This window comes from Pseudomonas guariconensis (assembly GCF_900102675.1).
In the GTDB taxonomy this organism is placed as follows: Bacteria; Pseudomonadota; Gammaproteobacteria; order Pseudomonadales; family Pseudomonadaceae; genus Aquipseudomonas; species Aquipseudomonas guariconensis.
Map to the genome: position 1 here is coordinate 129,087 of NZ_FMYX01000003.1, position 17,428 is coordinate 146,514.

The window sequence follows — 17,428 nt, forward strand, 5'->3', positions numbered from 1 at the left end:
AGCTCCCGTAAAAGAGCTGGCGCAAACGGGGCTGCATGGACTGACGGTCAGCCTTTTGCACCGGGCGCCAGCATGTTCTCTGGCCGCACCCATTGGTCGAACTGCTCGTTGGTCAGGTACTTGAGCTCAAGCGCCGCCTCACGCAGTGTCTTGCCCTCGCTGTAGGCCTTCTTGGCGATCTCGGCAGCCTTGTCGTAACCGATGTGCGGGTTGAGCGCGGTGACCAGCATCAGCCCTCGCTCCAGATGCGCGGCCATCTGCTCGGCATCCGGCTCGATCCCGGCCACGCAGTGCTGCTGGAAGTTGCGGCAGCCGTCGGCCAGCAACTCGATCGATTGCAGCAGGTTGTGGATGATCACCGGCTTGAACACGTTCAACTGCAGATGCCCTTGGCTGGCGGCAAAGCCGATCGCCGCGTCGTTGCCCAGCACCTGGCAGGCAAGCATCGACAAGGCCTCGCATTGGGTCGGGTTGACCTTGCCGGGCATGATCGAACTGCCCGGTTCGTTGGCCGGCAGGCGTACTTCGGCGAGCCCCGCCCGTGGGCCGGAGCCGAGCAGGCGCAGGTCGTTGGCGATTTTCATCAAGGCCACGGCCAGGGTCTTGAGGGCGCCGGCCAGGGTGGTCAGCGGCTCATGGCCGGCCAGGGCGGCGAACTTGTTCGGTGCGGTGACGAAGGGCAGGCCCGAAAGCGCCGCCAGCTCTGCGGCGATGGCTTCGGCGAAGCCGTGCGGAGCATTGAGCCCGGTACCGACCGCAGTCCCGCCCTGGGCCAGCTCGCACACTGCCGGCAGGCTGGCACGAATGGCGCGCTGGGCATAGTCAAGCTGGGCGACGAACGCCGAGACTTCCTGGCCGAAGGTGATGGGTGTGGCGTCCATCATGTGGGTACGGCCGGTCTTGACCAGGTGCTGGTGACGCGCCGACAGCTCGGCCAGTCCCGCCGAGAGTTCGGCGATCGCTGGCAGCAGTTTGTCGTGCACGGCCTGTGCAGCGGCGATGTGCATGGCGGTGGGGAAGCAGTCGTTGGAGCTCTGCGAGCGGTTGACGTGGTCGTTGGGGTGTACCGGCGCCTTGCCGCCTCGACCCTTGCCGGCCAGCTCGTTGGCGCGCCCGGCGATGACTTCGTTGACGTTCATGTTGCTCTGGGTGCCGCTGCCGGTCTGCCAGACGACGAGCGGGAACTGGTCGTCATGTTCGCCTTGGAGCACTTCATCGGCGGCCTGTTCGATAAGACGGGCGATGTCGGCCGGCAGGTCGCCATTGCGGTCGTTGACCCGCGCTGCAGCTTTCTTGATCAGCGCCAGGGCGTGCAGTACAGCCAGGGGCATGCGCTCCTTGCCGATGGCGAAGTTGATCAGCGAACGCTGGGTCTGCGCGCCCCAGTAGGCGTCCTCTGGAACTTCGACCGGGCCCAGGCTGTCTGTCTCGATACGGCTCATGCTGCGTTCACTCCTTTGTCAGTCCGAAACCGCAGTTTAGGCCCTGATTCGCTCGAGCGGTTCCGTCGCTCGTCATGCCACTTGAGCACTATGGCGCCACGGCGCAGAATGCTCTCCCCGAGGTACCCGCCTCCCTTTCTTTCATGAAGGAAATGCAATGACTCGTCTTCGCGTCCTCTGTGCCGCCGTCGTCCTGGCTTGCGCCAGCGGCCAGGTACTCGCCGCCACTGCCAGCCACAACGCTGCCGCCGAGAAATTCCTGACTCTGGTCAATGCCGACAAGCTGGGCACCCCGGTGTACATGCAAGTCCAGCAGATGTTCGCCCAGCGTTTCGCCCAGACCAAAGCGCCTGAGTCCAAGAAAAACGTGCTCGACAGCTACCAGGCCAAGGCCAATGCCGCCCTGGACAACGCCATCGGCTGGAAGAAGATCAAGCCGAAGATGGTCGACCTGTATACCCAGACCTTCACCGAGCAGGAGCTCAAGGACCTGGTCAAATTCTACGAATCGTCGCTGGGCAAGAAGGTCCTGCGCGAGATGCCCCGCGTGACCCAGCAGTCGGCCCAGCTGACCCAGCAGAGCCTGGAGCCGGCGGTGCCAGTGGTCAACAAGCTGCTTGACGACATGACCAAGGAACTGGACCCGAACGCCGGCAAGGCCCCAGCCAAGAAGTGAGTGACGCCCCGATGAACATGCAGCAACGCATCGAACAGCAGTTGGCCGCCCTGGCCCCGGCGCACCTTGAGGTGCTCAACGAGAGCCACATGCATAGCCGTGGCCAGGAGACCCACTACAAGGCGGTGATCGTCAGCGAGCAGTTCGCCGGACTCAATAGCGTCAAGCGCCACCAGAAGGTCTACGCCACCATGGGTGAGCTGATGGGCCAGATCCACGCCCTGGCGATCCATACCTATACATCCGAGGAATGGGCCAAAGTCGGTGCGGCGCCGGCCTCCCCGGTCTGTGCCGGCGGGGGGCACTGAATCCCTTCCGTCGTTCTGGTACAATCCGCGTCATCCGGGGGCCGCTACAGCGGCCCCCTGCTTTTTGTCAAACCCGGTCCGCCCCTTACGAGGGTGACCACCTGGAGAGTTGTTTCATGTCCCAAGCTATCGTCGTGGCGGCCTTGTACAAGTTCGTCACTCTGGAAGACTACGTCGAGCTGCGCGAGCCGCTGCTCCAGACCATGGTCGACAACGGCGTCAAAGGCACCTTGCTGTTGGCCCTGGAAGGCATCAACGGTACTGTCTCGGGCACCCGTGAAGGTATCGACGGGCTGCTCACCTGGCTGCGCAACGACCCGCGCCTGGTCGATATCGACCACAAGGAATCCTACTGCGACGAGCAGCCGTTCTACCGCACCAAGGTCAAGCTCAAGAAAGAGATCGTCACCCTGGGCGTGCCGGGCGTGGACCCGAACCACAAGGTCGGTACCTACGTCGAGCCCAAGGACTGGAACGCCCTGATCAGCGACCCGGAAGTGCTGCTGATCGACACCCGCAACGACTACGAAGTGGCCATCGGCACGTTCAAGGGCGCCATCGATCCGAAGACCGAGACCTTCCGCCAGTTTCCCGACTACATCAAGGCCAACTTCGATCCGAGCAAGCACAAAAAGGTTGCGATGTTCTGCACCGGCGGCATCCGTTGCGAAAAAGCCTCCAGCTACATGCTCGGTGAAGGCTTCGAGGAGGTCTATCATCTTAAGGGTGGGATCCTGAAGTACTTCGAGGAAGTGCCTCAGGAGCAGAGCCTGTGGGATGGCGACTGCTTCGTCTTCGACAATCGCGTCACGGTGCGTCATGACCTGACCGAGGGCGAATACGACCAGTGCCATGCCTGCCGCCACCCGATCAGCGTGGAGGACCGTGCGTCCGAGCACTATTCGCCAGGCGTGAGCTGCCCGCATTGCTGGGACAGCCTGAGCGAGAAGACCCGGCGCAGCGCCATCGACCGGCAGAAGCAGATCGAACTGGCCAAGGCGCGCAACCAGCCCCACCCGATCGGTTACAACTACAAAGCCGAGGCTTGATGCATGTCCGCACGCCTGCTGTATGTGATGGACCCGATGTGTTCCTGGTGCTGGGGCTTCGCCCCGGTGGCCGAGGCGTTGATCGCCCAGGCGCGTGAGGCTGGCGTGCCGACGCGCCTAGTGCTGGGTGGCCTGCGCTCGGGCAGCAGCGCCCTGGATGCCTCGACCCGTCGCTACATCCTCGAACATTGGCAGGCGGTGGCCGAAGCCACCGGCCAGGCGTTTCGCTTCGAAGGTGCCATGCCGGACGGCTTCGTCTACGACACCGAGCCCGCTTGCCGCGCCCTGGTGGCAGCGCGCGAGCTGGACGCCGAGCGGGTCTGGTCTCTGCTGGGATTGATTCAGCGGGCGTTCTACGAGCAGGGGGTGGACGTTACCCGCGCTCCGCAACTGGTGGAGCTTGCCGAGCAGGCAGGTTTTGACCGAGGTCATTTCGCCGAGGCGTTTTCCCGGGCCGATACCCGTGCCGCCACCGCGGCCGATTTCAGTTGGGTGCAGGACCTGGGCATTGCCGGCTTTCCGACGCTGCTGGCCGAGCGCAACGGCCAGCTGGCCTTGCTGACCAACGGCTACCAGCCGCTGGACCGGCTGCAACCCTTGCTCGGCCGCTGGCTGCAGCAGGCCGCCTGTGCTTGACCTGCCAGGGTCATCCGACCCTGTGCCGGGGAAGGCCCCCGCCGTGGCCGATCGTCTGAGCTGGGCGGAGATCCGCCGCCTGGCGTTGCATCACAAGAAGGCCCTGTGGTCCGCCAACCTTGTGGCCGTGCTCGCAGCTTTGTGCAGCGTGCCGATCCCTTTGCTGCTGCCATTGCTGGTGGACGAAGTGTTGCTCGGCCATGGCGATGCGGCGCTCAAGTGGATGAACCGCTTCCTGCCGGACAACTGGCAGGTGGCGGCCGGCTACATCGGCCTGATGCTGATCGCGACCCTTGGCCTGCGCCTGGCTGCACTGGCCTTCAACGTGTTGCAGGCCAAGTTGTTCGCGGGCCTTGCCAAGGACATCGTCTACCGCCTGCGCATTCGCCTGATCGAACGGCTCAAGCGGATCTCCCTCAAGGAATACGAAAGCCTGGGCAGCGGCACCGTGACCACGCATCTGGTGACTGACCTGGACACCCTGGACAAGTTCGTCGGCGAGACCTTGAGCCGCTTCCTGGTGGCCGTCCTGACCTTGACCGGTACGGCCGCCATCCTGATCTGGATGCACTGGCAGCTGGCACTGTTGATCCTGCTGTTCAACCCACTGGTGATCTACTTCACCGTGCAACTGGGCAAGCGGGTCAAGCACCTGAAGAAGCTCGAAAACGACAGCACCGCACGCTTTACCCAGGCTTTGGCCGAGACCCTGGACGCCATTCAGGAGATCCGCGCCGGCAACCGTCAGGGTTATTTTCTCGGTCGCCTCGGGCTGCGTGCCCGGGAAGTGCGCGACTATGCCGTGGCCTCGCAGTGGAAGAGCGACGCCAGCGGTCGTGCCAGCGGGCTGTTGTTCCAGTTCGGTATCGATATCTTCCGCGCCGCGGCCATGCTCACGGTGCTGTTCTCCGACCTGTCCATTGGCCAGATGCTGGCTGTATTCAGCTACTTGTGGTTCATGATCGGGCCGGTGGAGCAACTGCTCAATCTGCAATACGCCTACTATGCCGCCGGCGGCGCCCTGAGCCGGCTCAATGAGCTGCTGGCGCGGGCCGACGAGCCGCAGTATCCGGCGGCGGTCGACCCCTTCGCCGGGCGCGACACGGTCGGCATCGAAGTGCGCGACCTGCGCTTTGCCTATGCCGACGAGCCTGTGCTCGAGCATCTGGATCTTTCCATCGCCCCGGGCGAGAAAGTGGCTATCGTCGGGGCCAGCGGTGGCGGCAAGAGCACCTTGGTACAGCTGCTGCTGGGCCTGTACAGCGCCCAGGCCGGGACCATCCGCTTCGGTGGGGCGAGCCTTCAGGAGATCGGCCTTGAGGCGCTGCGCGAGAATGTCGCGGTGGTGCTACAGCACCCATCGCTGTTCAACGATAGCGTGCGCGCCAACCTGACGCTGGGCCGTGACTGCACCGACGAGGCCTGCTGGCAGGCTCTGCGCATCGCCCAGCTCGATGCCACCATCGCCGCGCTGCCCCAGGGCCTGGACAGCGTGGTGGGGCGCTCCGGCGTCCGTCTGTCCGGTGGCCAGCGCCAGCGCCTGGCCATTGCCCGAATGATCCTCGCCGAGCCCAAGGTGGTGATTCTCGACGAGGCCACCTCGGCCCTGGACGCTGCCACCGAATACAACCTGCATCAGGCCATGGCGCGGTTTCTCAATGGCCGTACCACATTGATCATCGCCCACCGGCTGTCGGCGGTGAAACAGGCAGACCGGGTGCTGGTGTTCGATGGCGGGCATGTGGCCGAGGATGGCGGTCACCAGCAGTTGATTGCCGAGGGCGGGTTGTACGCCAAGCTGTATGGGCATTTGCAGCAGAGCTGAACGTGCCTGGGGGCGCTGCGGGAAAGCGCGCCTCGTCGCGAGCACTGCCACGGCCGGTGCCATTGCCCAGCAACGCTTGATCCAGGCCATTACCGGTAACGCGGTAATCCACTTCAATTCCCATCAAAAACCCCGTCGTCCCGCTGGCAAATGACCTACGCTGTGCTTGTCTGGGTCGACATGCGCCTTTCTGCTCAGTGACAGGGATTACATGAAGGGAAATCGGACTCTCGAAGCGCCAAGGCTGCTGGGCATCATCTGGCCCTTCATCGCCGTTGTGATTTTCCAGATGCTGTTGGGCAGCATGAGTCTCTACGCATTGTCTGCCGTACGCGCCTATGTGGCAGGCGAAAGCCTGTGGTCCAAGGCCCAGAAGGACGCCATCTACTACCTGAGCCTGTACGCCGATACCCGTGACGAACGTTCTTACCAGCGTTACCTGCAGGCAATCGACGTGCCCAAGGGTGACTACCAGCTGCGTCTGGCGCTGGACCGACCCGATCCTGACATTGAGGCGGCGCGCAAAGGTGTCCTGCAAGGCGGCAACCACCCGGACGATGCCTCCCGGATCATCTGGTTCTACCGCAATTTTCGCCACGTCAGCTATATGGAAACCGCCATCGCCTATTGGGACATCGGCGATAACTATCTGCGCTTGCTCGATGACGTGGCTCGGGAGATGCGCGAGGGGTTTGTCACTGGAGAGGTCACTGCCGGCGACGTGGACCTCTGGCGTGCGCGCATCGTCTCCATCAACGAGGGTGTGACCCCGGCGGCCAAGGCCTTCAGCGATGCACTGGGCGAAGGGTCGCGGATGTTGCTCAGGATGCTGATGATCACCAACCTGGCGACGGCGCTGTTTCTCATCAGTATCGCCTGGCGTCGTTCGAGCAAGCTGCTGGCCCAGCGCCAAGCGTTTGCCCAGGCCCTGCAGGCCGAACGGGAGCGGGCGCAGATCACCTTGCAGTCCATTGGCGATGCGGTGATTACCACTGACGTCGAAGGCTGCATCGTCTACATGAACCCGGCCGCCGAGCTGCTCACCCACTGGCAGGCCAGCCAGGCCCAGGGCATGCCGCTGGCGGCGTTGTTCAGCCTGGTGGACGAGCATGCCGAGCACGACAACCGCACCCTGGTCGAGCAGGTGCTCAGCGGCAGTCTCAAGGGTGGCTCCGAGCATGCCCGGCTGATACAGCGGCTTGATGGCAGCACGGTGTCGATCAACCTGGTCGGCTCGCCGATCGTCAGCGATGGCCAGGTCAGTGGCCTGGTGCTGGCGTTGCATGACATGACCCAGGAGCGCCAGTACATCGCCAGCCTCTCCTGGCAGGCGACTCACGACGCTTTGACGGGCCTGGCCAACCGCCGCGAGTTCGAGTATCGCCTCGAGCAGGCCCTCAACAGCCTGGCACGCCAGCCCGGGCGGCATTCGCTGATGTTCCTGGACCTGGACCAGTTCAAGCTGGTCAACGACACCAGCGGCCATGCCGCTGGCGATGAGTTGTTGCGCCACATTTGCGCGGTATTGCAGGCTGGCCTGCGTGAGGGGGACACTTTGGCGCGGCTGGGGGGCGACGAGTTCGGCGTGCTGCTGGAGAACTGCCCGCCCGAACAGGCCGAGCGTATTGCCGAGCAACTGCGCCAGACCGTGCAGAGCCTACATTTTGTGTGGAAAGGCCGGCCGTTCGTCACCACCGTGAGTGTGGGCCTTGTGCATATCGCCCAACCGGCCGGCACCCTGGAAGCCTCGCTGCGCGCGGCCGACATGGCCTGCTACATGGCCAAGGAGAAAGGCCGCAACCGGGTCCAGGTGTACCACGCCGATGACACTGAACTGTCCCTGCGCTTTGGCGAAATGGCGTGGATCCAGCGTCTGCACGTAGCCTTGGAGGAGAATCGCTTCTGCCTCTATGCCCAGGAAATCGCGCCGCTTTCGTCTATGGAAGGGCCTGGCCATCTGGAGATCCTGCTGCGCCTGCACGATGAAAGCGGCCGCACCATCCTGCCCAGCACCTTTATTCCGGCCGCCGAACGCTACGGCTTGATGACTGCCCTGGATCGCTGGGTGGTGCGCAACGTGTTCCAGGTCATTCGCCAATGCCTGGACGAAGGCAGGGAAGGGCCGCTGGCCATGTGCGCGATCAACTTATCCGGATCGAGCATTGGCGACGACAAGTTCCTGGAGTACCTGCGCTCATTGTTTGGCGAGTATTCGATTCCACCGCGGCTGGTCTGTTTCGAGATCACCGAAACCAGCGCCATCGCCAACCTGGGCAGTGCGATTCGTTTTATCAACGAGTTGAAGGGGCTGGGCTGCAAGTTCTCGTTGGATGACTTCTGCGCGGGTATGTCGTCATTCGCGTATTTAAAACATTTGCCTGTAGACTTCCTGAAGATCGACGGAAGTTTCGTAAAAGACATGCTCGACGATCCGATCAACCGCGCCATGGTCGAGGTGATCAATCATATCGGGCATGTGATGGGCAAACGGACCATTGCCGAATTCGTCGAAACGCCGTTGATTGAACAGGCGTTGCAGGAGATCGGCGTGGATTATGCCCAGGGTTACCTCATCGAGCGGCCGCAGGTGTTCACCTGCGACAGCCTGCAACGCCAACGAATAGCCGCAAGGCCCCTGTTGCACCGGGCGCCTGGGACCTTTCGTTGAAGAAGGTGTCGTCCGGAAATCACATGGATTCAAGGAGCAGAAAGTGATTGATACCTTCGTACGAATCGGCCCATTGATGGATGCCGCCAGTTACCCCGATTGGGCTCAGCAATTGATCGAAGAGTGCCGCGAAAGCAAGCGGCGGGTGGTGGAGCATGAGTTCTACCAGCGCTTGCGCGACGGCCAGCTCAAGCAGGCCACCATCCGCCAGTACCTGATCGGTGGCTGGCCGGTGGTCGAGCAGTTCTCCCTCTATATGGCCCACAACCTGACCAAGACCCGCTTTGCCCGGCACCCAGGCGAAGACATGGCGAGGCGCTGGCTGATGCGCAACATCCGCGTCGAGCTCAACCACGCCGACTACTGGCTGCACTGGTGCCAGGCCCACGGGATCACCTTGGCTGACCTGCAGGCCCAGGAGGTCCCGCCGGAGCTCAATGGCCTCAATGACTGGTGCTGGCGGGTTTGTGCCACCGAGTCGCTGGCGCTGTCGATGGCCGCGACCAACTATGCGATCGAAGGCGCGACAGGTGAGTGGGCGGCGCTGGTGTGTTCCACCGACACCTATGCCTTGAGCTTCCCCGAGGACATCCGCAAGCGCGCGATGAAATGGCTGAAGATGCATGCTCAATACGATGATGCGCACCCGTGGGAGGCGCTGGAGATCATCTGTACGTTGGCTGGCGAGCACCCGACTCCGGGCTTGCGGGCCGAGCTGCGCAGGACGATCTGCAAAAGCTATGACTGCATGTTCCTGTTCCTGGAGCGATGCATGCAGCTGGAGCATCGTCAGCCAGGGCGTCTGCGGCCGGCGCTGGCCATAGGGTAAGGTCTGGGGGCTTGCCCATCGCAGGCTGCGCCAGCTCTTACAGGGGCAACACGTTACCTGTAGGAGCTGGCCTGGTCTCTGATCGTGTCAGGCTGGACGGCCCAGTTACTGGGCGTCGAACGCCTGCCCGTTCACCCCGGCACTGTCAGGACCCATCAGATACAAGTACAGCGGCATGATCTCTTCGGGCAGCGGATTGTTCTGCGGGTTCTCGCTCGGGTAGGCCTGGGCACGCATCGCGGTGCGGGTGGCGCCAGGGTTGATGCTGTTGGCGCGCACCGGCGCTACGCCGTCCAGTTCGTCGGCCAGGGTCTGCATCAGCCCTTCGGTGGCAAACTTCGAGACACCATAGGCGCCCCAGTATGCGCGGCCCTTGCGCCCGACGCTGCTGGAGGTGAACACCACCGACGCGTCCTCCGACAGTTTGAGCAGCGGCAACAGCGTGCTGGTCAGCATGAAGGTGGCATTGACGTTTATGTGCATCACGCGCATGAAGTTCTCGCCCGAAAGCTGCTCCAGCGGTGTGCGCGGGCCGATGATCGAGGCATTGTTGAGCAGGCCGTCGAGGCGGCCGAACTGCTCTTCGATCATCACGGCCAGTTCGTTGTACTGGTGGGGCAGGGCGGTCTCGAGGTTGAACGGGATCACTACCGGTTGCGGATGGCCGGCCGCCTCGATCTGGTCGTAGACCTCGTTGAGGTTGGCCTCGGTCTTGCCCAGCAACAGCACGGTCGCCCCCAGGGCGGCATAGGCCTTGGCGGCGGCAGCACCGATACCACGGCCAGCGCCTGTGACCAGAATGATCCGGCCTTTGAGCAGGTCGGGGCGGGCGGTGTAGTCGTACATCGGTCGGTCCTTTGAAGTCAGTTGCGATCAACGGGGAGCGCTATGCCCTCCCCAAACCCGGTTGTATCAGGTCAGCAGCCGCACAGCGCGCTGTCGATCACCTTGCGCAGTTCCAGGGGGTGGTCCACCACCACGTCTGCTCCCCAGTTGTTGGGATTGTCCTGAGGATGAATATAGCCATAGCGCACCGCCGCCGTGCGGGTACCGGCATCACGGCCGGACTCGATGTCGCGCAGGTCATCGCCGACGAACAGGACACTGGCCGGGTCCAGGTTCAGGGTCTTGCAGGCGAGAATCAGCGGCTCGGGGTCGGGCTTGCTGTTTTTCACGTGGTCCGGGCAGATGAGCAGGGCCGAGCGCTCGGCCAGGCCCAGGCGCTGCATGATCGGCTCGGCGAAGCGCACGGGCTTGTTGGTGACCACGCCCCACAGCAGGTTGCCTTTCTCGATGTCCTCGAGCAGCTCGGCCATGCCGTCGAACAGCTTGCTGTGCACCGCGCAGTCGCGCTGGTAGCGCTCGAGGAATTCCAGGCGCAGGGCTTCGAAGCCTTCTGCGTCCGGGTCCATGGCGAAGGTGGCCGCGACCATGGCCCGGGCGCCGCCGGAAATCACGTCGCGAATGCGCTGGTCATCGATGGCCGGCAGGCCACGGTCGGCCAGCATGGCCTGGCAGATGGCAATGAAATCCGGCGCCGTGTCCAGCAGGGTGCCGTCCATGTCGAAGAGTACTGCTCGCAAACGCATGCTCATTCCTCGCGCAGGGTCTGGATCATGTAGTTGACGTCGACGTCGCTGCTGAGCTTGTAGTGCTTGGTCAGCGGGTTGTAGGTCAGGCCGATGATGTCTTTCACCTCGAGGCCCGCGACGCGGCTCCAGGCGCCCAGCTCCGACGGGCGGATGAACTTCTTGAAGTCGTGGGTGCCGCGCGGCAGCATCTTGAGCACGTACTCGGCACCGATGATCGCCAGCAGGTAGGCCTTGGGGTTGCGGTTGATGGTCGAGAAGAAGACCTGGCCGCCCGGCTTGACCAGGCGATGGCAGGCGCGAATCACCGAGGAGGGGTCAGGCACGTGTTCGAGCATTTCAAGGCAGGTGACCACGTCGAACTGCCCGGCCATTTCCTCGGCCATCTCTTCGGCGGTGATGCGGCGGTATTCGACCTCGACGCCGGACTCCAGCTGGTGCAGTTGGGCCACGGCCAATGGTGCCTCGCCCATGTCGATGCCGGTGACGCTGGCGCCACGCAGGGCCATGGCTTCGCTGAGGATGCCGCCGCCGCAGCCGACGTCCAGCACCTTCTTACCGGCCAGGCCCACGCGCTCGTCGATCCAGTTGACCCGCAGCGGGTTGATGTCGTGCAGCGGCTTGAACTCGCTCTCGCGGTCCCACCAGCGGTGAGCCAGGGCTTCGAACTTGGCGATTTCGGCGTGGTCGACGTTGCTCATGGAACAATCCTCTGAATCTTCGATAAAAGTGTTACAGGCGCAAACCCAAGGCTTGCGGCCGTCATTCGTGGCCTGCGATGCGCGCGCCCCAGGCGCGGGCCGTGGTCGTCAAAGCTTGTTCGTCCATCTGCGTCAGGCGTCGGTCGTCGAGCAGTTGGTGGCCGGCGACCCAGACATGCCGTGCGCAGTCGCGGCCTGTGGCGTAAATCAGTTGCGAAACCGGGTCGTGCACGGGCTGCTGGGCCAGCCCCGAGAGGTCGAAAGCCACCAGGTCAGCGGCCTTGCCCAGCTCCAGCGAGCCGGTGACCGCCTCAAGACCCAGGGCGCGGGCACCATTCAAGGTGGCCATGCGCAGGGCTCGGTGGGCATCCAGGGCTGTGGCGGAGCCGGCGACCGCCTTGGCCAGCAGGGCCGCGGTGCGGGTTTCGCCGAGCAGATCCAGGTCGTTGTTGCTGGCTGCACCGTCGGTGCCGACCGCCACGTTGACCCCGGCCTGCCATAGCCGTTCCACCGGGCAGAAGCCACTGGCCAGCTTGAGGTTGGATTCGGGGCAATGGACAACGCTGGTGTCGCTTTCTACCAACAGAGTGAGGTCATCGTCGCTGATCTGGGTCATGTGCACCGCCTGCAGCCTTGGGCCCAGCAGGCCGAGACGGGCCAGGCGCGCCAACGGGCGCTCGCCGTTCTCGGCCAGGGCTTGTTCGACTTCGCCGGCGGTCTCGTGGATATGCATGTGCAGCGGGGCGTCGAGCTGGTCGGCGATCACGCGGATCTTCTCAAGGCTCTGATCGCTGACCGTATAGGGCGCGTGAGGCCCCAAGGCGACACTGATGCGTGGGTGGTGGCGCAGGTCATCGAACAGCTCGATGGCCAGGTGCAGGCCTTCGTCGGGCGTGCGGGCGCCAGGGACGGGGAAATCCAGCAAAGGCACGGCGATCTGGGCGCGAATACCGCTGCGGTGCACTCGGTCGCAGGCCTCCCGCGGGAAGAAATACATATCGGCAAAGCAGGTGATGCCGCCCTTGAGCTGCTCGGCGATGGCCAGGTCCGTGCCATCGCGCACGAAGGCTTCATCCACCCAGCGGCCTTCGGCCGGCCAGATGTGCTCTTTGAGCCAGGTCATCAACGGCAGGTCGTCGGCCAGCCCGCGCAGCAGGGTCATGGCGGCGTGGCCATGGGCGTTGATCAGGCCGGGGCACAGCAGACAGTCGGGCAGCTCGCGTACTTCCCGTGCAGCCGGTGCCCGTTCACGCGGGCCGAGCCAGGCGATCAGCCCGTCACGGATGCCCAGGGCGTGCTCCTTGAGTACCACGCCGGCCGGCTCCACGGGGACCAGCCAGCCCGGTACGAGCAGCAGGTCGAGGGGGGAGGGGGCTGTGGGCATGCGAAGGGCACCTGGTTCGGTTGAGTCAAGCGCGCAGTATACCCGAGCGTCCAGGGCTGAGGCTCGCTATAATCGGCCGCTTTTGATCAGCGAACGACGGGGAGAGGCGATGCGCGAGCGACTTTTGGCGGCGGAGAAGGTGACCGGCATCCAGTGGCGTAATGGCACCTTGCATCTGCTCGACCAGCGCCTGCTGCCTGTTCGTGAGCATTGGTTGGCCTGCACCGACGTGACGGCGGTGGTCGACGCGATCCGCCAGATGGCGGTGCGCGGTGCGCCGGCCATTGGCATCAGCGCCGCCTACGGCCTGGTGCTTGCCTTGCGCCAGCGCCTGGCCGAGGGGGAGGACTGGGAGCACGCGCTGGAGGAAGATTTCCTCGCCCTTGCCGAAGCCCGGCCTACGGCGGCCAACCTGTTCTGGTCGCTCAACCGCATGCGCGAGCGTCTGCAGCGTCTGCGTGCGGATGAAGACGTGCTGGCGGTCATGGAGGCCGAAGCGGTGGCAATCCATGAAAGCGACCGCGAAGCCAACCTGACCATGGCCCAGCACGGCCTGGAGCTGATTCGCCGCCAGCAGGGCAACGCGCAGACCATCCTCACCTACGGCAACGCTGGTGCCTTGGCCACTGGCGGCTTCGGCACTGCGCTGGGGGTGATCCGCGCGGCCTACCTCGAAGGCATGGTGGAGCGGGTCTACGCCGGCGAAACCCGGCCCTGGCTGCACGGCTCGCGCATCACCGCCTGGGAGCTGGCCCACGAAGGCATCCCGGCGACCCTGTGCGCGGATTCGGCGATGGCCCACCTGATGAAGACCAAGGGCATCACCTGGGTGGTGGTGGGCGCTGACTGCATCGCCTCCAATGGCGATGTGGCTGGCAAGATCGGGACTTACCAACTGGCGGTCGCGGCCATGCACCATGGCGTGCGCTTCATGGTGGTGGCGCCGAGCACCACCATCGACCTGAACCTGGCTACCGGCGAGGACATTCCCCTCGAGGAGCGCGAGGCCGACGAGCTGCTGGATGTGGCGGGTAACCGTGTGGCAGCCGAGGTGGAGGTGTTCAATCCGGTATTCGATGTGACGCCAGCGGACCTGGTCGATGTGATCGTGACCGAGCGAGGCGTGGTAGAGCGGCCTGATACCGCCAAGATTGCCCAGTTGATTTGTCGCAAGCGTTTGCACTGATCGTTCAGGATTTTACGATGGCCTCATCGTGGGGCAGGAAAAACGGCGTTTTTACAGGCGCAGCGGCAACCTGCCATATCTCCCACGCCCCACGCCTTTGTGATACCATCCGGCAGTTTCCAGGGCCGCTCGTTGAAGCGGCCTTCATTGCGCAGATCCATGGCTCAACTCATTGATTTGTCGTAAGTCGTCGCACCCCTTTGCGTGCGGCGGCGAGCTTCGTTCGTCCTACGAGGGAAACGACGAAGTTTCACCAGAAAAAGGAATCAGGCTTCTCATGGGCGAACTGGCCAAAGAAATCCTCCCGGTCAATATCGAAGACGAACTGAGACAGTCTTACCTCGACTACGCGATGAGCGTGATTGTCGGGCGTGCGCTGCCCGATGCGCGTGACGGCTTGAAGCCCGTGCATCGCCGCGTTCTCTACGCGATGAGCGAACTGGGCAACGACTGGAACAAGCCGTACAAGAAGTCCGCGCGTGTGGTCGGTGACGTCATCGGTAAGTACCACCCCCACGGCGACACTGCGGTCTACGACACCATCGTGCGTATGGCCCAGCCCTTCTCGCTGCGTTATCTGCTGGTCGATGGCCAGGGCAACTTCGGTTCGGTCGACGGCGACAACGCCGCAGCCATGCGATACACCGAAGTGCGCATGGCCAAGCTGGCCCACGAGCTGCTGGCCGACCTGCACAAGGAAACCGTCGACTGGGTGCCCAACTATGACGGCACCGAGCAAATCCCGGCGGTCATGCCGACCAAGATCCCCAACCTGCTGGTCAATGGTTCCAGCGGTATCGCCGTGGGCATGGCAACCAACATCCCGCCGCACAACCTGGGCGAGGTCATCGACGGCTGCCTGGCGCTGATCGACAATCCCGAGGTGTCGATCGATGAACTGATGCAGTTCATCCCCGGTCCCGACTTCCCCACTGCCGGCCTGATCAATGGCCGCCAGGGCATCATCGAGGCCTACCGCACCGGCCGTGGCCGCATCTACATGCGCGCCCGCTCCGAGATCGAGGACATCGACAAGGACAAGACCGGCGGTCGCCAGCAGATCGTCGTCACCGAGCTGCCGTACCAGCTGAACAAGGCGCGGTTGATCGAAAAAATCGCCGAGCTGGTCAAAGAGAAGAAGATCGAAGGCATCACCGAGCTGCGCGATGAGTCCGACAAGGACGGCATGCGCATCGTCATCGAGCTGCGTCGCGGCGAGGTGCCGGAGGTGGTGCTCAACAATCTCTATTCGCAGACCCAGTTGCAGAGCGTGTTCGGCATCAACATGGTCGCGCTGATCGACGGCCGTCCGCGTCTGCTCAACCTCAAGGACCTGCTCGAGGCGTTCGTCCGTCACCGTCGTGAAGTGGTGACCCGCCGTACCGTGTTCGAGCTGCGCAAGGCGCGCGAGCGTGGTCACATTCTTGAAGGCCAGGCCGTTGCGCTGTCCAACATCGACCCGGTGATCGCCCTGATCAAGGCCTCGCCGACCCCTTCCGAGGCGAAGGAAGCCCTGATCAGCACGGCCTGGGAGTCCAGCGCCGTACAGGTCATGGTCGAGCGTGCCGGTGCCGACTCCTGCCGTCCGGAAGACCTGCCGGAGCAGTACGGCCTGCGTGATGGTAAGTACTACCTCTCGCCGGAACAGGCCCAGGCCATCCTCGACCTGCGCCTGCACCGCCTGACTGGCCTTGAGCACGAGAAGCTGCTGGCCGAGTACCAGGAGATCCTCGAGCAGATCGGTGAGCTGATCCGCATCCTGAGCAGCGCTGAGCGCCTGATGGAAGTGATCCGCGAAGAACTCGAAGCGATCCGCGCCGAGTACGGCGATGCCCGTCGCACCGAAATCCTCAACGCCACCCACGACCTCAGCTACGGCGACATGATCCCGGAAGAAGAGCGCGTGGTGACCATTTCCCACGGTGGCTATGCCAAGACCCAGCCGCTGTCCGCCTATCAGGCACAGCGCCGTGGCGGCAAAGGCAAGTCGGCCACTGGCGTGAAGGACGAGGACTACATCGAACACCTGCTGGTCGCCAACAGCCACGCCACGCTGCTGCTGTTCTCCAGCAAGGGCAAGGTTTACTGGCTCAAGACCTACGAGATTCCCGAAGCGTCCCGCGCCGCCCGTGGCCGTCCGCTGGTCAACCTGCTGCCATTGGAAGAAGGTGAGCGCATCACCGCCATGCTGCAGATTGACCTCGAAGCCCTTCAGCAGAACGCCGATGGCGACGAAGAACTGGAGGATGCCGACGACACCGTGCTCGAAGGGGAAGTGATCGAGGCCGAGGAAGTCGACGAAGAAGACGGCGACACCCCGGAATGGGTGGCAGAGCCGACCGGCGCGTACATCTTCATGGCGACCGCCTCCGGTACCGTTAAGAAGACCCCGCTGGCCCAGTTCGCCCGTCCGCGTTCCAGCGGTCTGATCGCCCTGAAGCTCAAGGAAGGTGACACCCTGATTGCCGCGGCCATCACCGACGGCGCCAAGGAAGTCATGATGTTCTCCGACGCCGGCAAGGTGATCCGCTTCGCCGAGAGCGTGGTGCGCGAAATGGGCCGTACCGCCCGTGGTGTTCGCGGCATGAAACTGGGCAAAGGGCAGCAGGTGATCTCCATGCTGATTCCTGAGTCCGGCGCGCAGATCCTCACGGCTTCCGAGCGTGGCTTCGGCAAGCGTACCCCGCTGTCCAAGTTCCCTCGTCGCGGCCGTGGCGGCCAGGGCGTCATCGCCATGGGTACCAAGGGGCGTAACGGTCTGTTGATCGGTGCGATCCAGGTGCAGGAAGGCGAAGAGATCATGTTGATCTCTGACCAGGGCACCTTGGTGCGTACCCGTGTGGGTGAGGTCTCCAGCCTGGGCCGTAACACCCAGGGTGTGACCCTCATCAAGCTGGCGACCGACGAGACGCTGGTGGGGCTGGAGCGGATTCAGGAGCCGTCCGAAGATCCCGACGAACTGATCGACGGGGATGAGGAGGGCGTCGAGGTCGATGCGCTGGACGCAGTCGACGACGACGGTGGTGTCGCCGAAGAGGCGCCACAGGAGTAACTCAGCGCAACACCCCCGAACGGGGCGACCATGGTCGCCCCGTTTGACTGATTACGGCAGGCAGCGTCCTCAAGGACGGTGCA

Annotated in this window: 14 protein-coding genes; 9 read left to right on the forward strand and 5 right to left on the reverse strand. The window is 63.7% G+C overall.

Annotation, left to right across the window (positions count from 1 at the left end; translation table 11 throughout):
• Window positions 1–47: 47 nt before the first annotated feature.
• Window positions 48–1,442, reverse strand: a complete 1,395-nt coding sequence (locus BLS27_RS05915) for a class II fumarate hydratase (protein WP_070573107.1) — start codon at window positions 1,440–1,442, stop codon at window positions 48–50.
• 157 nt (window positions 1,443–1,599) lie between these two features.
• Here BLS27_RS05915 and BLS27_RS05920 point away from each other — a divergent pair, with 157 nt between their 5' ends.
• The 7 genes from BLS27_RS05920 to BLS27_RS05950 all read left to right on the forward strand — a co-directional run bounded on the left by BLS27_RS05920 (window position 1,600) and on the right by BLS27_RS05950 (window position 9,433).
• The gene (locus BLS27_RS05920; protein WP_043206604.1) at window positions 1,600–2,118 is read left to right on the forward strand and encodes a DUF2059 domain-containing protein; all 519 of its coding nucleotides are present in this window, start codon (window positions 1,600–1,602) and stop codon (window positions 2,116–2,118) included.
• Between the two features lie 11 nt (window positions 2,119–2,129).
• Window positions 2,130–2,426, forward strand: coding sequence for a BolA family protein (locus tag BLS27_RS05925; RefSeq protein WP_043206603.1), 297 nt, complete (start codon window positions 2,130–2,132; stop codon window positions 2,424–2,426).
• Between the two features lie 116 nt (window positions 2,427–2,542).
• Complete coding sequence (trhO, locus tag BLS27_RS05930) at window positions 2,543–3,475, forward strand: oxygen-dependent tRNA uridine(34) hydroxylase TrhO (protein ID WP_043206602.1); 933 nt, start codon at window positions 2,543–2,545, stop codon at window positions 3,473–3,475.
• A 3-nt stretch (window positions 3,476–3,478) separates the two neighbouring features.
• Window positions 3,479–4,111, forward strand: coding sequence for a DsbA family protein (locus BLS27_RS05935; RefSeq protein WP_090343665.1), 633 nt, complete (start codon window positions 3,479–3,481; stop codon window positions 4,109–4,111).
• A complete protein-coding gene (locus BLS27_RS05940) occupies window positions 4,104–5,936 on the forward strand; it encodes an ABC transporter ATP-binding protein (protein ID WP_043206600.1) in 1,833 nt (610 codons plus the stop codon). The genes BLS27_RS05935 and BLS27_RS05940 overlap by 8 nt, the downstream gene beginning before the upstream one ends.
• A gap of 211 nt (window positions 5,937–6,147) precedes the next feature.
• Window positions 6,148–8,604: an EAL domain-containing protein gene (locus BLS27_RS05945; RefSeq protein WP_090343667.1), complete on the forward strand. Its 2,457-nt coding sequence runs from the start codon at window positions 6,148–6,150 to the stop codon at window positions 8,602–8,604.
• A 43-nt stretch (window positions 8,605–8,647) separates the two neighbouring features.
• Window positions 8,648–9,433: an iron-containing redox enzyme family protein gene (locus BLS27_RS05950; RefSeq protein WP_043206598.1), complete on the forward strand. Its 786-nt coding sequence runs from the start codon at window positions 8,648–8,650 to the stop codon at window positions 9,431–9,433.
• Between the two features lie 105 nt (window positions 9,434–9,538).
• Here BLS27_RS05950 and BLS27_RS05955 read toward each other — a convergent pair whose 3' ends face one another.
• The 4 genes from BLS27_RS05955 to BLS27_RS05970 form a co-directional block, all read right to left on the reverse strand.
• Window positions 9,539–10,279, reverse strand: a complete 741-nt coding sequence (locus BLS27_RS05955; RefSeq protein WP_043206597.1) for a YciK family oxidoreductase — start codon at window positions 10,277–10,279, stop codon at window positions 9,539–9,541.
• Between the two features lie 71 nt (window positions 10,280–10,350).
• Window positions 10,351–11,022 carry an N-acetylmuramic acid 6-phosphate phosphatase MupP gene (gene mupP, locus BLS27_RS05960; protein WP_043206596.1) on the reverse strand — a complete coding sequence of 224 codons (672 nt, stop codon included), beginning with the start codon at window positions 11,020–11,022 and terminating at the stop codon, window positions 10,351–10,353.
• Between the two features lie 2 nt (window positions 11,023–11,024).
• Window positions 11,025–11,723: a bifunctional 2-polyprenyl-6-hydroxyphenol methylase/3-demethylubiquinol 3-O-methyltransferase UbiG gene (ubiG, locus tag BLS27_RS05965; protein WP_043206595.1), complete on the reverse strand. Its 699-nt coding sequence runs from the start codon at window positions 11,721–11,723 to the stop codon at window positions 11,025–11,027.
• Window positions 11,724–11,784: 61 nt separating this feature from the next.
• Window positions 11,785–13,107 (reverse strand): TRZ/ATZ family hydrolase, encoded by a 1,323-nt coding sequence (locus tag BLS27_RS05970; protein ID WP_043206594.1) that lies wholly within the window; start codon window positions 13,105–13,107, stop codon window positions 11,785–11,787.
• Window positions 13,108–13,216: 109 nt separating this feature from the next.
• Between BLS27_RS05970 and mtnA the strand changes: the two genes are divergently transcribed.
• A complete protein-coding gene (mtnA, locus tag BLS27_RS05975; RefSeq protein WP_090343669.1) occupies window positions 13,217–14,293 on the forward strand; it encodes an S-methyl-5-thioribose-1-phosphate isomerase in 1,077 nt (358 codons plus the stop codon).
• Window positions 14,294–14,570: 277 nt separating this feature from the next.
• On the forward strand, window positions 14,571–17,345 hold the full coding sequence (gene gyrA / locus BLS27_RS05980) for a DNA gyrase subunit A (RefSeq protein ID WP_043206592.1): 2,775 nt from the start codon (window positions 14,571–14,573) through the stop codon (window positions 17,343–17,345).
• The last annotated feature ends 83 nt before the right edge of the window (window positions 17,346–17,428 follow it).

What these genes read in the sequence shown, in the direction of transcription:
- BLS27_RS05920 (WP_043206604.1), top strand. Translation starts at nt 1,600, where the DNA reads ATGACTCGTCTTCGCGTCCTCTGTGCCGCCGTCGTCCTGGCTTGCGCC.
- mupP (WP_043206596.1), bottom strand. Translation starts at nt 11,022, where the DNA reads ATGCGTTTGCGAGCAGTACTCTTCGACATGGACGGCACCCTGCTGGAC.
- gyrA (WP_043206592.1), top strand. Translation starts at nt 14,571, where the DNA reads ATGGGCGAACTGGCCAAAGAAATCCTCCCGGTCAATATCGAAGACGAA.
- trhO (WP_043206602.1), top strand. Translation starts at nt 2,543, where the DNA reads ATGTCCCAAGCTATCGTCGTGGCGGCCTTGTACAAGTTCGTCACTCTG.
- BLS27_RS05915 (WP_070573107.1), bottom strand. Translation starts at nt 1,442, where the DNA reads ATGAGCCGTATCGAGACAGACAGCCTGGGCCCGGTCGAAGTTCCAGAG.
- BLS27_RS05945 (WP_090343667.1), top strand. Translation starts at nt 6,148, where the DNA reads ATGAAGGGAAATCGGACTCTCGAAGCGCCAAGGCTGCTGGGCATCATC.
- BLS27_RS05935 (WP_090343665.1), top strand. Translation starts at nt 3,479, where the DNA reads ATGTCCGCACGCCTGCTGTATGTGATGGACCCGATGTGTTCCTGGTGC.
- BLS27_RS05955 (WP_043206597.1), bottom strand. Translation starts at nt 10,279, where the DNA reads ATGTACGACTACACCGCCCGCCCCGACCTGCTCAAAGGCCGGATCATT.
- BLS27_RS05970 (WP_043206594.1), bottom strand. Translation starts at nt 13,107, where the DNA reads ATGCCCACAGCCCCCTCCCCCCTCGACCTGCTGCTCGTACCGGGCTGG.
- BLS27_RS05925 (WP_043206603.1), top strand. Translation starts at nt 2,130, where the DNA reads ATGAACATGCAGCAACGCATCGAACAGCAGTTGGCCGCCCTGGCCCCG.
- ubiG (WP_043206595.1), bottom strand. Translation starts at nt 11,723, where the DNA reads ATGAGCAACGTCGACCACGCCGAAATCGCCAAGTTCGAAGCCCTGGCT.
- mtnA (WP_090343669.1), top strand. Translation starts at nt 13,217, where the DNA reads ATGCGCGAGCGACTTTTGGCGGCGGAGAAGGTGACCGGCATCCAGTGG.